The organism is Pantoea sp. ACRSB, from assembly GCF_022346905.1.
GTDB lineage: Bacteria > Pseudomonadota > Gammaproteobacteria > Enterobacterales > Enterobacteriaceae > Pantoea > Pantoea piersonii.
This window is the reverse complement of sequence record NZ_JAKRNL010000002.1, coordinates 825560-841118: the sequence shown is the minus strand read 5'-3', so window position 1 is coordinate 841118 and position 15559 is coordinate 825560. Positions and strand designations below refer to the sequence as shown.

Annotated in this window: 12 protein-coding genes; 9 read left to right on the top strand and 3 right to left on the bottom strand. The window is 57.4% G+C overall.

What is annotated here, in order from left to right; translation table 11 throughout:
• Positions 1 to 20: 20 nt before the first annotated feature.
• The 7 genes from ispG to MHZ89_RS10370 all read left to right on the top strand — a co-directional run bounded on the left by ispG (position 21) and on the right by MHZ89_RS10370 (position 9335).
• Positions 21 to 1142, top strand: coding sequence for a flavodoxin-dependent (E)-4-hydroxy-3-methylbut-2-enyl-diphosphate synthase (gene ispG / locus MHZ89_RS10400; RefSeq protein WP_120457544.1), 1122 nt, complete (start codon positions 21 to 23; stop codon positions 1140 to 1142).
• 101 nt (positions 1143 to 1243) lie between these two features.
• Positions 1244 to 2518 (top strand): histidine--tRNA ligase, encoded by a 1275-nt coding sequence (gene hisS / locus MHZ89_RS10395; protein WP_269949959.1) that lies wholly within the window; start codon positions 1244 to 1246, stop codon positions 2516 to 2518.
• A 39-nt stretch (positions 2519 to 2557) separates the two neighbouring features.
• The gene (locus MHZ89_RS10390) at positions 2558 to 3175 is read left to right on the top strand and encodes a YfgM family protein (protein WP_120457548.1); all 618 of its coding nucleotides are present in this window, start codon (positions 2558 to 2560) and stop codon (positions 3173 to 3175) included.
• A 19-nt stretch (positions 3176 to 3194) separates the two neighbouring features.
• Positions 3195 to 4376, top strand: coding sequence for an outer membrane protein assembly factor BamB (gene bamB / locus MHZ89_RS10385; protein WP_311782929.1), 1182 nt, complete (start codon positions 3195 to 3197; stop codon positions 4374 to 4376).
• 164 nt (positions 4377 to 4540) lie between these two features.
• Complete coding sequence (der, locus tag MHZ89_RS10380; protein ID WP_311782928.1) at positions 4541 to 6031, top strand: ribosome biogenesis GTPase Der; 1491 nt, start codon at positions 4541 to 4543, stop codon at positions 6029 to 6031.
• A gap of 391 nt (positions 6032 to 6422) precedes the next feature.
• Positions 6423 to 8855, top strand: a complete 2433-nt coding sequence (locus tag MHZ89_RS10375) for a glucose/quinate/shikimate family membrane-bound PQQ-dependent dehydrogenase (protein WP_311782927.1) — start codon at positions 6423 to 6425, stop codon at positions 8853 to 8855.
• A gap of 321 nt (positions 8856 to 9176) precedes the next feature.
• The gene (locus tag MHZ89_RS10370; protein ID WP_081141507.1) at positions 9177 to 9335 is read left to right on the top strand and encodes a type I toxin-antitoxin system Hok family toxin; all 159 of its coding nucleotides are present in this window, start codon (positions 9177 to 9179) and stop codon (positions 9333 to 9335) included.
• Between the two features lie 98 nt (positions 9336 to 9433).
• Here MHZ89_RS10370 and MHZ89_RS10365 read toward each other — a convergent pair whose 3' ends face one another.
• The 3 genes from MHZ89_RS10365 to xseA are packed head-to-tail and all read right to left on the bottom strand — an operon-like array spanning position 9434 to position 12206.
• Complete coding sequence (locus MHZ89_RS10365; RefSeq protein ID WP_311782926.1) at positions 9434 to 9775, bottom strand: protealysin inhibitor emfourin; 342 nt, start codon at positions 9773 to 9775, stop codon at positions 9434 to 9436.
• Positions 9772 to 10785, bottom strand: a complete 1014-nt coding sequence (locus tag MHZ89_RS10360) for a M4 family metallopeptidase (RefSeq protein WP_311782925.1) — start codon at positions 10783 to 10785, stop codon at positions 9772 to 9774. Before MHZ89_RS10360 ends, MHZ89_RS10365 begins: the two co-directional genes overlap by 4 nt.
• A gap of 47 nt (positions 10786 to 10832) precedes the next feature.
• Positions 10833 to 12206 (bottom strand): exodeoxyribonuclease VII large subunit, encoded by a 1374-nt coding sequence (gene xseA / locus MHZ89_RS10355; protein ID WP_311782924.1) that lies wholly within the window; start codon positions 12204 to 12206, stop codon positions 10833 to 10835.
• 169 nt (positions 12207 to 12375) lie between these two features.
• On the opposite strand from xseA, the gene guaB reads away from it, so the two are divergent.
• Both guaB and guaA read left to right on the top strand, forming a co-directional pair.
• The gene (gene guaB, locus MHZ89_RS10350) at positions 12376 to 13842 is read left to right on the top strand and encodes an IMP dehydrogenase (protein ID WP_120457561.1); all 1467 of its coding nucleotides are present in this window, start codon (positions 12376 to 12378) and stop codon (positions 13840 to 13842) included.
• Positions 13843 to 13914: 72 nt separating this feature from the next.
• Positions 13915 to 15495, top strand: coding sequence for a glutamine-hydrolyzing GMP synthase (gene guaA / locus MHZ89_RS10345; protein WP_311782923.1), 1581 nt, complete (start codon positions 13915 to 13917; stop codon positions 15493 to 15495).
• Positions 15496 to 15559: the final 64 nt, after the last annotated feature.

The following is a 15559-nucleotide window of genomic DNA, read 5'->3' as shown; positions in this document are numbered from 1 at the left end:
GGCAATTGTGGAGAAAGAATATGCATAACGAAGCACCCATCATCCGTCGTAAATCGACCCGGATTTATGTCGGCAAGGTGCCTGTCGGCGATGGCGCGCCTATCGCCGTTCAGTCGATGACCAATACCCGTACAACCGATGTAGAAGCCACGGTCAATCAGATTAAAGCGCTTGAGCGCGTCGGCGTAGATATCGTCCGCGTCTCTGTGCCGACCATGGATGCCGCCGAAGCCTTTAAGCTGATCAAGCAGCGCGTAAACGTGCCGCTGGTGGCGGATATCCATTTTGACTATCGCATCGCGCTGAAAGTCGCCGAATATGGCGTTGATTGCCTGCGTATCAATCCAGGCAATATCGGCAACAACGAACGTATCCGCCAGGTGGTGGATTGCGCGCGCGACCACAATATTCCGATTCGTATCGGCGTGAACGCCGGTTCGCTGGAAAAAGATCTGCAGGAAAAATATGGCGAGCCGACGCCGCAGGCGCTGCTGGAGTCAGCGATGCGCCACGTCGATCATCTCGATCGCCTTAACTTCGATCAGTTCAAAGTCAGCGTAAAGGCTTCGGACGTTTTTCTGGCCGTTGAGTCCTATCGCCTGCTGGCGAAACAGATTGATCAGCCGCTGCACCTCGGTATTACCGAAGCGGGCGGCGCACGTGCGGGCGCGGTGAAATCAGCTATCGGGCTGGGGCTGCTGCTCTCTGAAGGGATCGGCGATACGCTGCGTATTTCGCTGGCGGCCGATCCGGTAGAAGAGGTGAAAGTCGGCTTCGACATTCTGAAGTCGCTGCGCATCCGCGCGCGCGGCATCAACTTTATCGCCTGCCCGACCTGTTCGCGTCAGGAGTTTGACGTTATCGGTACGGTGAACGCGCTTGAACAGCGGCTGGAAGATATCATCACGCCGATGGACGTCTCAATTATCGGCTGCGTGGTTAACGGTCCTGGCGAAGCCACAGTGTCGACGCTGGGCGTGACCGGCGGCAACAAGAAAAGCGGCTTCTACGAGGATGGCGTGCGTCAGCGCGATCGTCTCGACAACGACGATATGATCGATCAGCTTGAAGCGCGTATCCGCGCCAAAGCGACCATGCTGGACGAGAACCGCCGCATCAACGTACAGCAGCTGGAAAACTAAGCGTCGGCGCGCGCAGCGCGACTTTGTTTAATGAACCTGTGCGGTTTCATCCTCATAAGGTATGATGCCGGACAGGTTTTTTTGCATTAAGAGATTTTAACGTGGCGAAGAATATTCAAGCTATCCGCGGTATGAACGACTACCTGCCGGCGGATACGGCTATCTGGCAGCGCATTGAAGGCACGCTCAAGCAGGTGCTGGCCAGCTACGGCTACAGCGAAATCCGTATGCCGATCGTAGAGCAGACCCCGCTGTTTAAACGCGCCATCGGCGAAGTCACCGACGTGGTTGAAAAAGAGATGTACACCTTTGATGACCGCAACGGCGAAAGCCTGACGCTGCGTCCCGAAGGGACCGCGGGCTGCGTACGCGCCGGTATCGAACATGGCCTGCTCTACAATCAAGAGCAGCGTCTGTGGTATATGGGCCCGATGTTCCGCTATGAGCGTCCGCAGAAGGGCCGCTATCGCCAGTTTCATCAGATGGGCGCCGAGGTGTTCGGCCTGCAGGGCCCGGACGTGGACGCCGAGCTGATTATGCTGACCGCACGCTGGTGGAAAGCGCTGGGCATCGCTGACCATGTGCGCCTGGAGCTTAACTCCATCGGTTCGCTGGAGGCGCGTGCCAACTACCGCGAAGCGCTGGTGGCGTTCCTTGAGCAGCACAAAGAGACGCTGGACGAAGACAGCAAGCGCCGTATGTACACCAACCCGCTGCGCGTGCTGGACAGCAAAAATCCAGAGGTGCAGACGCTGCTTAACGACGCCCCGCAGCTGATGGATCACCTCGACGATGAATCACGCGAGCATTTCCAGGGGCTGTGCGCCTTGCTGGACGATGCGGGCATCGCCTACCGCGTCAATCAGCGCCTGGTTCGCGGCCTCGACTACTACAACCGCACCGTTTTCGAATGGGTGACCGAGAGCCTCGGCGCGCAGGGCACAGTGTGCGGCGGCGGCCGTTATGACGGTCTGGTCGAGCAGCTGGGCGGCCGCGCCACGCCGGCGGTGGGTTTCGCCATGGGCATGGAGCGTCTGGTGCTGCTGGTTCAGGCGGTCAATCCTGAATTTGAACCGACGCGCGTTGTTGATGTCTATGTTATCGCTTCGGGCCAGGGCGTTCAGTCTGCTGCTATGCAGCTGGCGGAAAAACTGCGCGACGAAGCGCCGGAACTGAAGCTGATGACCAACTTTGGCGGCGGCAACTTCAAGAAACAGTTTGCCCGCGCCGACAAGTGGGGCGCTCGCGTCGCGCTGGTGGTAGGCGAAGATGAAGTGAAAGCCGGTCAGGTCGTTATCAAAGATCTGCGCAGCGGCGATCAGCAAACGCTGGCGCAGACAGAGGCTGCCGCTGCATTGCGCACGCTGTTACAGTAAGCGTGGCACGGCGCCAACCAGAGAAAGGAGAGGGATCGCGTGGAAGTTTATAGCAATGAAAATGAACAGGTTGACGCGTTACGTCGCTTTTTTGCTAATAACGGCAAGGCGCTGGCGGTCGGCGTGATTATCGGCATTGCCGCGCTGGGCGGCTGGCGCTACTGGGCCAGTCATGAAGAGGGCTCGTCAAAGGCGCTTTCCGCACAGTATCAGCAAGTGACCACCGCCATGAAAGCCGATCAGCCAGCGACGCTGGATGCGGTAGCGAAATTCGTCAGCGAAAACAGCAATACCTACGGTGCGCTGGCGGCGATGGACGTGGCGAAACAGTATGTTGACGCCAACCAGCTGGACAAGGCCTCTTCCCTGCTGGAAAACGGTCTGAAGAACACTAAGGATGCCAATCTGCAGGCGGTAATTAACCTGCGGCTGGCGCGCATTCAACTGCAACAGAATCAGGCGGATGCCGCCCTTAAGACCCTTGACGCTGTTAAGGGCGATGGCTGGACAGCCATTGTGGCGGATATTCGCGGCGAAGCGCTGCTGAGCAAAGGCGATAAGCAGGGCGCGCGCGATGCGTGGAGCAAAGGCGTTGAGTCAGACGCTTCTCCCGCGCTGAAGCAAATGATGCAGATGAAGATGAATAACTTAAGCTAAGCCAGTCAAGAGAGAGCGCATGGAATTACGTAAATACCTGCTGCCAGGGCTGATTTCAGTCACTTTGCTCAGCGGTTGTTCGCTGTTCAGCGGCGAAGAAGATGTAGTGAAAATGGCCCCGCTGCCAAAGGTGGAAAACCAGTTTACTCCCCAGGAAGTGTGGAGCACGTCGGTTGGTGACGGCGTTGGCGATTTCTACTCTAACCTGCATCCGGCATGGCAGGACAATACCGTATTTGCGGCTGATCGTTTCGGCGTGGTAAAAGCGCTGGATGCGTCCAACGGCAAAGAAAAATGGAAAGTCGATCTCTCTGAGAAAACCGGCTTTTTCTCGAAAAATATCTCAGCACTGCTCTCCGGCGGCGTGACCGCTGCAGGCGATCATCTCTACATCGGCAGTGAGCGCGGTCAGCTGTTTGCCCTGAACAGCAGCGACGGCAGTCTCGCCTGGCAGACTAAAGTCGCTGGCGAAGCGTTATCGCGCCCGGTAGTGAGCGACGGTCTGGTGCTGGTGCATACCAGCAACGGTATGCTGCAGGGGCTGGATCAGAACAGCGGCGTAGTGAAGTGGAGCGTTAACCTCGACATGCCTGCGCTGTCGCTGCGCGGCGAATCTGCGCCAGCGACCGCCTTCGGTGGCGCGATTGTTGGCGGCGATAACGGCCGCGTCAGCGCAGTGATCATGAATCAGGGCCAGTTAATCTGGCAGCAGCGTATCTCCCAGCCGAGCGGCGCGACCGAAATCGATCGCCTGAACGACGTCGATACGACGCCGGTAATCGTCAACGGCGTGGTCTATGCGCTGGCATACAACGGCAACCTCACCGCGCTCGATCTGCGTTCCGGCCAGATCCTGTGGAAGCGTGAGATCGGCGGCGTCAAAGATCTGATTGTCGATGCTGGCCGCATCTATCTGGTGGATCAGGATGACCGCGTTATCGCGCTGAATGCTGATGGCGGCGTCGCCATCTGGCGTCAGAGCGATCTGCTGCACCGCAACCTGACGGCGCCGGTGCTGTTTAACGGCTACCTGGTTGTGGGTGACAGCGAAGGCTACCTGCACTGGCTCAATACCGATGACGGTCGTTTCGTGGCGCAGCAGAAAGTAGACAGCGATGGCTTCCAGACCGAGCCGGTTGTCGCCAGCGATAAGCTGATCATTCAGGCCAAAGGCGGCGAGGTTTACGCGATTACGCGTTAATCCGCTACCGGAATTTGCCTTCCGTCTAACGGCTCCTGACGCGTCAGGAGCCGTTTCGTTTTTAGTCAGGCATGATATTCTTAGCGCCTTCAGCCTGAACCTGGCGGTTAAAACCGTTATAATCACGCCATTCGGGCGATTAATTTTTTTATTGAGGCATTGTTATGATACCTGTGGTCGCGCTGGTTGGGCGTCCCAATGTGGGGAAATCCACGCTGTTTAACCGCTTAACGCGCACTCGTGATGCGCTGGTGGCGGATTTTCCTGGACTGACTCGCGATCGCAAATATGGTCGCGCCGAAGTGGAAGGGCGCGAATTTATTGTTATTGATACCGGCGGTATCGACGGCTCTGAAGAGGGCGTCGAAACGCGTATGGCTGAGCAGTCGCTGCTGGCGATTGAAGAGGCCGATGTTGTGCTGTTTATGGTGGATGCGCGCGCCGGCCTGATGCCAGCGGACAAGCAGATCGCTAACCATATCCGTTCGCGTAAAAAGCCAACGTTCCTGGTGGCGAACAAAACCGACGGCCTCGATCCCGATTCAGCGGTTGCCGATTTTTACTCGCTGGGGCTGGGTGATATCTACGCTATTGCCGCATCGCACGGTCGCGGCGTCACCAGCCTGCTGGAAACCGTTTTGCTGCCGTGGATGGATGAAGTCGATCCGCGCGAAGTAACCGAAGAGGACGAGAACGAAGCCTACTGGGCGGCGCTCGCGGCGGAAGAGAACGGTGAAACGCTGGAAGAAGAGGAAGAAGAGGCGTTTGACCCTACCGGTCTGCCGATCAAGCTTGCTATCGTCGGCCGTCCCAACGTCGGCAAGTCCACGCTGACTAACCGTATCCTCGGCGAAGACCGCGTGGTGGTGTATGACATGCCGGGCACCACGCGCGACAGCATCTATATTCCGATGGAGCGCGACGGTCGCGAATATATCCTGATTGATACCGCTGGCGTACGTAAGCGCGGCAAGATCACCGATACAGTCGAAAAATTCTCGGTTATTAAAACCCTGCAGGCGATTGAAGACGCTAACGTTGTGTTGCTGGTAATCGACGCGCGTGAAGGTATCTCCGATCAGGATCTGTCGCTGCTTGGCTTCATCCTGAACAGCGGCCGCTCGCTGGTGATCGTGGTGAACAAATGGGACGGACTGACGCAGGAGATCAAGGACGAGGTCAAAGAGACGCTGGATTATCGTCTCGGCTTTATCGACTTTGCCCGCGTACACTTTATTTCTGCGCTACACGGCAGCGGCGTCGGCAACCTGTTCGAATCGGTCACCGAAGCCTATGACTGTTCGACCAAACGCGTTAACACCTCTATGCTGACGCGCATTATGAATATGGCAGCCGAAGACCATCAGCCGCCGCTGGTGCGCGGACGTCGCGTGAAGCTGAAGTATGCGCATGCGGGGGGATATAACCCGCCTATCGTGGTAATCCATGGCAACCAGGTGAAAGACCTGCCGGATTCCTACAAGCGCTATCTGATGAACTACTTCCGTCGTTCGCTTAACGTTATGGGCACGCCGATTCGTATTCAGTTCAAAGAGGGCGATAACCCCTTTGCGGGCAAACGCAACCTGCTGACGCCAACGCAGCAGCGCAAGCGTAAGCGCCTGCTTGCGCATTTGAAGAAAAACAAGCGTTAAACCCAAGGGACCGAAAGGTCCCTTTGTTGTTTCAGAGGCAGAAAAAACCTCTGACGCTTTTCTCACTTTTGCAAACGATCCTGGGCTGGCTGTAAGAAGCAATCAAACAGCGCGGCCTGTCCGGGTGTTTGTAGCAAAAATGCTATTGTCGCGTTTAGAACCCGTTATAAATGTTCACCTCATAATGTACCAGGTGGTACAATCCTGCCCCGTATTGCGACGAGGGCAAAACAGCTTTTATGCCTCCTTGCTCACAATGCCTGCAACCTGGACATGGGTCCGTACTGTTACGAAATAAAATAAAGTTATATCCGGCGACAACGTCACGCTCAGCGGCGTTGTTCAGTGCTTAGCGGCGCGGATGCTTTATTTTTTCAGGAGAGTTTGTGTTATGGCTGAAACAACATCCCGATCCGGCAAAGGATTGGGTATCTGGTCGATCTTGCTGGGGCTGGTGCTGCTGGCAATCGGCCTGTTCTTTGCTATCGGCGGCGGTAAGCTGGTTTCGCTGGGTGGTAGCTGGTATTTCCTGATTGCAGGTATTGTGACTCTGCTGTCAGCAATCCAGTTCTTCCGTCGTAAGTCCTCTGCCGTTGTGCTGTTTATTCTGGTATTCGTCGGCACGCTGATTTGGGCGCTGGCGGACGCGGGCTGGTCGTTCTGGCCGCTGGTATCGCGCCTGATGGTGCCGGCTGGCCTGATGCTGCTGGCGTTCCTTACCTGGCCTGCGCTGCGCAAGCGCGAAGGAAAATCTTCGCTGGCGAAAGTCTCTTATGCGCTCTCAGCGATAATCGCCGTCGGCATGGTCGGCACGCTGGTGCAGATGTTCCAGCCGCATCCGACCGTGGCGTTCACCGGCAAAGAGCTGCCGCTGATCCCGGTTGATAAAAGCAAACCGCAGCAGGACTGGAATAACTATGGCCGCACCCCGGGCGGCGATCGCTTTGCCGCTGTGGATCAAATCACGCGCGACAATGTGAAAGACCTGCAGGTCGCCTGGACTTTCCATACTGGCGATACGCCGATTAGTCCAACCGGCAACGGCGCGGAAGATCAGCAAACACCACTGCAGATTGGCAACACGATCTATCTCTGTACGCCGCACAATAACGTGATTGCGGTTGAAGCGGACAGCGGCAAGCAGATCTGGAAACGCGAAATCAACGCGCAGGCGGAAGTCTGGCCGCGCTGTCGCGGTCTGGCCTACTTTGACGCCACCAAACCGCTGACCCAGCCGAGCAAACCTGGCTCAACGCCGGTGCCGGCCGCTACCCTGGCGGCGGGCGATACCTGTCAGCGTCGTATTCTGATGAACACCATTGATGCGCGTCTGATCGCCATCAACTCCGACAACGGCGAGTTCTGCGAAGACTTTGGTAACCACGGCGTGGTCAGCCTGAAAGAAGGACTGGGCGAAGCGCAGGATCCGAAATATCAGCTGACTTCAGCGCCGACGCTGGCGGGCACGACGGTAGTGGTCGGCGGCCGCGTTGCGGATAACGTTCAGACCGATATGCCGGGCGGCGTGCTGCGCGGCTTCGATGTTATCACCGGCAAGCAGCGCTGGGCGTTTGACCCAGGCAATGTCGATCCAAACGCCGTCCTGATGCCGGGTCAGAACTACAAACGCAGCACCCCGAACTCCTGGGCGCCGATGTCATACGATCCGGCGATGAACACGGTGTTTATCCCGATGGGCAGCTCCTCAGTGGATCTCTGGGGCGCTAACCGTACCGAGCTGGATCATAAATATGGCGCCTCCGTACTGGCGCTGGATGCGACCACCGGTAAAGAAAAGTGGGTCTATCAAACCGTTCATAACGATCTGTGGGACTTCGATCTGCCGATGCAGCCAAGCCTGGTCGATTTCCCGATGAAGGATGGCACCACTAAACCCGCGGTCGTTATCGGCGGGAAAACCGGCATGATCTTCGTGCTCGATCGCGAAACCGGCAAGCCGCTGACCAAAGTCGAAGAGCTGCCGATGCCGCAGGGTCATATCCCGAACGAGCAGTACACCAAAACTCAGCCGCATTCGACCGAGATGCCGCAGATCGGCAACCAGACGCTGACCGAATCTGACATGTGGGGCGCGACGCCGTTTGACCAGCTGGCGTGCCGCATCGCGTTTAAATCGATGCGTTATAACGGGTTGTTCACCGTACCGGATACCGATAAGTCGCTCAGCTTCCCGGGTTCGCTCGGCGGGATGAACTGGGGCAGCATCTCCTTTGACCCGAACAACCAGTACATGTTCGTCAACGATATGCGTCTCGGCCTGTGGGTGCAGATGATCCCGACCGATACCAGCAAAATCGCTCGCGGCAGTAACGGTGGCGAAGCGATCAATACCGGTATGGGCGCGGTTCCGCTGAAAGGCACGCCGTATGCGGTCAACAAAAACCGCTTTATGTCGCCGCTGGGCATCCCATGCCAGGCGCCGCCGTTTGGCACGCTGTCGGCGATCGATATGAAGACGCGTAAAATCGTCTGGCAGGTGCCGGTAGGTACGGTGCAGGATACGGGGCCGTTCGGTATTAAAATGCATGCGCAGATGCCGATCGGTATGCCGACCCTGGGCGGTACGCTGGCGACGCAGGGCGGGCTGGTGTTTATCGCCGGTACGCAGGATTACTATCTGCGCGCCTTTGACAGCTCAACCGGTAAAGAGGTGTGGAAAGCGCGCCTGCCGGTGGGCAGCCAGGGTGGCCCAATTAGCTACGTATCACCGAAAAACGGTAAGCAGTACATCCTGATCTCCGCAGGTGGCGCGCGTCAGTCGCCCGATCGCGGCGACTATGTGATTGCCTATGCGCTGCCATAACGGCTAAGCGTATTTACTAAAAACCCTGCGCTCCGGCGTGGGGTTTTTTATTTGGCGCACAAGAAATTGTAAGCGTGACGGCAATTGCATAAACGCCTGAGAAACGGCTCGCTAAGCAGTAGCGTGCGGGTTGGGCAGGGCAGAGAAGAGGGTATAATCGCGGCGGCGCTTGAGGTTTCTGCCTTAAGCGATCGGCATGCTGATTGCCAGGCAGAAAAGAGAAAGCCCCGTAGTTAATTTTCATTAACCCACGAGGCTGCCCCACTGTCCGAACAACAGCAGGGTAGCCTCTTACCGCGCTCTGCGCAAGGAGGAGTGACCATGAAATTGCCACAGCTAACGCTGGTATGTTGCGTATTACTGGTGTGTCTCACACTTTTAATCTTTACCTGGCTAACGCGGAAATCGCTGTGTGAAATCCGCTACCGGGACAACCAGCGCGAGGTGGCTGCTTCGATGGCTTACGAATCTGGTAAGTAGCAACCGGAAGGCGGGGAGTTAATCCCCGCCTTAACCGACTGTTGGCTGGACAGGCCTGAAGCGCCTTCATAAGGCCGTCACTTGCGTGACGGCCTTTACTATTCAGGCTCTTCACCGTCGCGCCAGAGCGCCTCCAGCTCCGGCGGGGCGATCTGTTCCGGGATCAGCAATACAATGGTGCCAACTTCACGATGCGTGGCATAGCTAATTTGTATGCGGAAGTAGCGTTGATCGCTGCGCCCAATCTCCGGCGCTTTATCTTCAGGCTCACCCAGCGGCAGTGCCTGTTCCAGAACCTGGCAGACGCGCTGTTTTTGCGGTTGCGGCAGTTGAGCCAGCGCGAAGCGCCGCGCGCCGCGCAGGCCTGGGATAAAGGCCAGTCCGCCTTCGCGTTCGACCTCAATGACCGCATCGTCGCTCAGTTCAGGAAAGGAACTCATAGCACGCCAACCTCCTTCCATGCCTGTTCAATCGACTGCGCCACCGAACGGTTAAAGCGACGTTCGCCATGTTGAATGGTCAAGCGCGCAAAGGTGCTGAAATCGGCATCCTGCGGCAGTGATTTGTCACACACCGTATCGTACCAGGCCCAGCCAGCCAGTTCCCAGGCATAGCCGCCCAGCGCTTTTGCTGCCAGGTAAAAGGCTCGGTTAGGTATGCCGGAATTAAGATGAACGCCGCCGTTATCTTCACGGGTCTGCACATAGTGATCCATATGCGCAGGCTGGGGATCTTTACCCAGCATCGGATCGTCATAGGCCGTACCCGGCTCCGCCATTGAGCGCAGCCCACGTCCTTTAATGCCGCTTGCCAGCAGCCCTTCGCCGATAATCCAGTCGGCGTTATCGGCGCTCTGCTTCAGGTGATACTGCTTCACCAGCGAGCCGAATACGTCGGAAAGCGATTCATTCAGCGCGCCGGCCTGCTCGAAATAGATCAGCCCGGCTTCAGTTTCGGTCACGCCATGCGTCAGCTCATGTGCGACCACGTCGATAGCGATGGTGAAACGATTGAATATTTCGCCATCGCCGTCGCCGAACACCATCTGCTGCCCGTTCCAGAAGGCGTTTTGATACGCCTTGCCATAGTGAACGGTGCCGAGCAGCTTTAGCCCCTGATTATCGAGCGAGTTACGTTGATAGGCCTGCCAGAAAAAATCGTAGGTGACGCCGAGATAATCCCAGGCTTCTCTGGCGGCGACGTCGCCCATATCTGACTGACCTTCGGTGCGTATCAGATCGCCTGGCAGGTTCTGGGTGTTTTTCGCATCGTAGATTTCACGCTCAACATGACCGCCCGCCGCCGTCTTCGGCGCGACCGGCTTCTGCCAGTTCTCCGCCATCAGATGTTGAACGTGCAGCAGCGTGCGGCGCGCATAATCCTGCTGATGGGTGGAACCGTGGGTCACGATGTTACGCAAGATATAGGGAGGAATAACGCTGTAGGACATACCCGACTCCTTGGCACAAGTAATGTGTCAAAAAGTATAGTCTTTGCTCAGGAAGTGGTCTTACGGCGTCGTTTTTTTTCTGGCAGCAGACTGGTTACCTGGCTTTCCACCCAGCCGTCATCGAGGCGAGTGCGCAGCATATCGCCGCTCTGTAGCTGGGCTGTTTTTTTCACCACCTGACCAGTAAGATCGGTGGTTACGCTGAAGCCGCGCGCCAGCGTCGCCAGCGGACTGACGCCTTCCAGCTGCGCGGCAAGCGTTGCAAAGCGCTGCCTGTCGCGGTTAAGCATCTTTTCCATGCCCTGTTGCAGACGATAGCGCATCTGTTCCAGCTGGCGCTGCGCCTGAAACAGACGCGGCTGCGGCTGATGGGCGGCGAGACGCTGCGCAAGGCGATCCTGCTGACGCATCGTCTGACGCAGCTTGTTTTCCATCGCCTCGTTCAGCCGCTGTTGCAGGCGGAACAGGGCGGTCTGCTGTCGTGCCAGGCGAAGCTGAGGATGCTGCTGCTGCAGGCGATGATCGAGGCGGGAAAAGCGGCGTTGTTGCTGCGCCAGATAATAATCCATGGCCATTTCCAGCCGTTGTTGCTGTGAGAGCAACTGTCGCAGCAGTTCCGTCTGATTTCTGCTCACTATTTCAGCAGCGGCGGACGGGGTAGGCGCGCGCAGGTCGGCGACAAAATCGGCGATAGTCACGTCGGTTTCATGGCCGACCGCGCTGACGACAGGAATACGGCTGGCAAAAATGGCGCGCGCCACGCGCTCTTCATTAAAGCTCCAGAGATCTTCCAGCGAGCCGCCGCCGCGCCCGACAATCAGCACGTCGCACTCTGCACGCTGGTTCGCCAGTTCAATTGCGCGCACGATGGCGGCTGGCGCATCCGCGCCCTGAACCGGCGTAGGATAGATAACGACCGGCAGTGAAGGATCGCGACGATGCAGCACGCGCAGCACATCATGCAGCGCCGCGCCGGTTGCCGAGGTAATCACGCCGACCTGTTTCGCTGGCTCGGGCAGGGGCTGTTTGTGCTGCTGGTCGAACAGGCCTTCGCTCGCCAGTTTCGCCTTCAGCAATTCAAACTGCTGCTGCAACGCGCCTTCGCCCGCCGGATGCATACTTTCGATGATCAGCTGGTAGTCGCCGCGCGGCTCATAAAGCGTAATGGTAGCGCGTACCAGAATCTGCTGGCCATGCTGAGGACGGAAGGTGACGCGACGGTTGCTGTTGCGGAACATGGCGCAGCGCACCTGCGCGCCGTCATCCTTCAGCGTGAAATACCAGTGGCCTGAAGCGGGCTGAGAAAAATTAGAGATCTCCGCGCTCAGCCACACCGATCCCATCTCCTGTTCCAGGAGCTGACGCACCGTCGTGTTCAGGCGGCTGACGGTAAAAACATTAGCGATCGGCGGTAGCGACATGTGATGGAGATCAAATAGTAAATCAGAGGGTTAATTAACCGATACTACATGGCTGATAGAGAGGATCAAGAGTTTTTCTAAAATAATGCTGGAGGCAAACGATTACGGCCTGTATAATGCCGCGGCAATATTTTATCTGTTCTCATTCACCCCAGGTTGAGATATTGCCATGCTAAGAATCGCTAAAGAAGCCCTTACTTTCGACGACGTTCTGCTCGTTCCTGCTCACTCCACCGTTCTGCCTAACACGGCCGATCTCAGCACTCAACTGACGAAAAATATTCGTCTGAACATCCCGATGCTCTCCGCCGCTATGGACACTGTGACCGAAGCGGGCCTGGCTATTGCGCTGGCGCAGGAAGGCGGTCTGGGCTTTATCCATAAAAATATGTCGATTGAGCGCCAGGCGGAAGAAGTTCGCAAGGTGAAGAAACATGAAAGCGGCGTGGTTACCGAACCGCAAACCGTACTGCCAACTACGACGCTGGCGGAAGTGAAAGCGCTGACCGAGCGCAACGGCTTTGCCGGCTATCCTGTGGTGAACGAAAGCAACGAGCTGGTGGGCATCATCACCGGCCGCGACGTGCGCTTCGTCACCGATCTGACGCAGCCGGTTACCGCGGTGATGACGCCGAAAGCGCGTCTGGTAACGGTAAAAGAGGGTGAGGCGCGTGATGTCGTGCTGCAGAGAATGCACGAAAAACGCGTTGAGAAAGCGCTGGTGGTGGACGACAGCTTCCATCTGCTCGGCATGATCACCGTTAAAGATTTCCAGAAAGCAGAACGTAAACCGAACGCCTGTAAAGATGCGCAGGGACGTCTGCGCGTTGGCGCGGCAGTTGGCGCGGGCGCGGGCAACGAAGAGCGCGTCGATGCGCTGGTCGCTGCTGGCGTCGATGTGCTGCTGATCGACTCATCCCATGGCCATTCAGAAGGCGTGCTGCAGCGTATCCGCGAAACGCGCGCAAAATATCCTGATTTAGACATTATCGGCGGCAACGTCGCGACCGGCGCAGGCGCACTGGCGCTGGCGAAGGCGGGCGTAAGCGCGGTAAAAGTCGGCATCGGCCCTGGCTCTATCTGTACTACCCGTATCGTGACCGGGGTAGGCGTTCCGCAGATCACTGCCGTTTCTGACGCTGTTGAAGCGCTGGAAGGCACTGGCATTCCGGTTATCGCTGACGGCGGTATCCGCTTCTCCGGCGATATCGCTAAAGCTATTGCCGCCGGCGCGGCAGCCGTTATGGTCGGCTCTATGCTGGCTGGCACCGAAGAGTCCCCTGGCGAGATCGAACTTTATCAAGGCCGCTCTTTTAAATCCTATCGCGGTATGGGCTCGCTGGGCGCGATGTCAAAAGGTTCCTCTGACCGTTACTTCCAGAGCGATAACGCCGCCGATAAACTGGTGCCGGAAGGCATTGAAGGCCGCGTTGCCTATAAAGGCCGCCTGAAAGAGATTGTTCACCAGCAGATGGGCGGCCTGCGCTCCTGTATGGGCCTGACCGGTTGCCAGACCATTGACGACCTGCGCACCAAAGCGGAGTTTGTACGCATCAGCGGCGCGGGCATCAACGAAAGCCACGTGCACGATGTGACCATCACCAAAGAGTCACCGAACTACCGTATGGGGTCCTGATCCCTTAAGATTTACCGCCCGGCATAAGCCGGGCGCTTTCATTATCAAGTTACCCGCTCTGGAAACGCCTCAATGACGACGGAAAATATTCATAAGCATCGCATTCTGATTCTCGATTTTGGTTCTCAATACACGCAACTGGTCGCGCGCCGCGTCCGTGAGCTGGGCGTGTACTGCGAACTCTGGGCATGGGATGTCACCGAAGAGCAGATCCGCCAGTTCAACCCGAACGGCATCATCCTTTCCGGCGGTCCGGAAAGCACCACCGAACTCAACAGCCCGCGCGCGCCGGAGTACGTTTTCAATGCAGGCGTTCCGGTGCTTGGCGTCTGCTACGGCATGCAGACCATGGCGATGCAGCTGGGCGGCAAAGTCGAAGGCTCTAACGAACGTGAATTCGGCTATGCGCAGGTAGAAGTCCTCACCCCAAGCGCATTGATCCGCGACATTGAAGACGCTATCAGCGCCGCAGGCAAGCCGCTGCTCGACGTCTGGATGAGCCACGGCGATAAAGTAACCGCCATTCCGTCCGATTTTGTGACCGTTGCCAGTACCGAAACCTGTCCGTTCGCCATCATGGCCAATGAAGAGAAGCGTTTCTACGGTGTGCAGTTCCATCCGGAAGTTACTCACACCCGTCAGGGACTGCGCATGCTGGAGCGTTTCGTGCTCGACATCTGCGAATGCGAGGCACTGTGGACCCCAGCGAAAATCATTGAAGACGCGGTTGAGCGCCTTCGTGCGCAGGTCGGCAACGACAAAGTGATCCTCGGCCTGTCAGGCGGCGTGGATTCCTCCGTAACCGCGATGCTGCTGCACCGCGCTATTGGCGATCGTCTGACCTGCGTATTCGTCGACAACGGTCTGCTGCGTCTGAATGAGGCGGAGCAGGTGATGGATATGTTCGGCGATCACTTTGGCCTCAATATCGTTCACGTACCGGCTGAAGCGCGCTTCCTTGATGCGCTGGCGGGCGAAAACGATCCGGAAGCCAAGCGTAAAATCATTGGCCGCGTGTTCGTTGAAGTGTTCGACGAAGAGGCGAGCAAGCTGACCGACGTAAAATGGCTGGCGCAGGGCACCATCTATCCGGACGTGATCGAGTCCGCCGCCTCCGCCACCGGCAAAGCGCACGTCATTAAATCGCACCACAACGTGGGCGGCCTGCCGAAAGAGATGAAGCTGGGCCTGGTTGAGCCGCTGAAAGAGCTGTTCAAAGATGAAGTGCGCAAGATCGGTCTGGAGCTGGGCCTGCCGTACGATATGCTCTATCGCCATCCGTTCCCGGGTCCGGGTCTCGGCGTGCGCGTACTGGGCGAAGTGAAAAAAGAGTATTGCGATCTGCTGCGTCGCGCCGATGCGATCTTTATTGAAGAGCTGCGTAAAGCAGATCTCTATAACAAAGTGAGCCAGGCGTTTACCGTGTTCCTGCCGGTGCGTTCCGTGGGCGTGATGGGCGACGGTCGTAAATATGACTGGGTCGTTTCGCTGCGCGCGGTAGAGACCATCGACTTTATGACCGCGCACTGGGCGCATCTGCCGTACGATTTCCTCGGCCGCGTCTCTAACCGCATTATCAACGAAGTCAACGGCATCTCCCGCGTGGTATACGATATCAGCGGCAAGCCGCCGGCGACCATTGAGTGGGAATAACCTTTCCGCTTACACTGAAGCGCGTTGATTAATCAATCGCCAGCCTGTCGCCAGACAGGCTGGC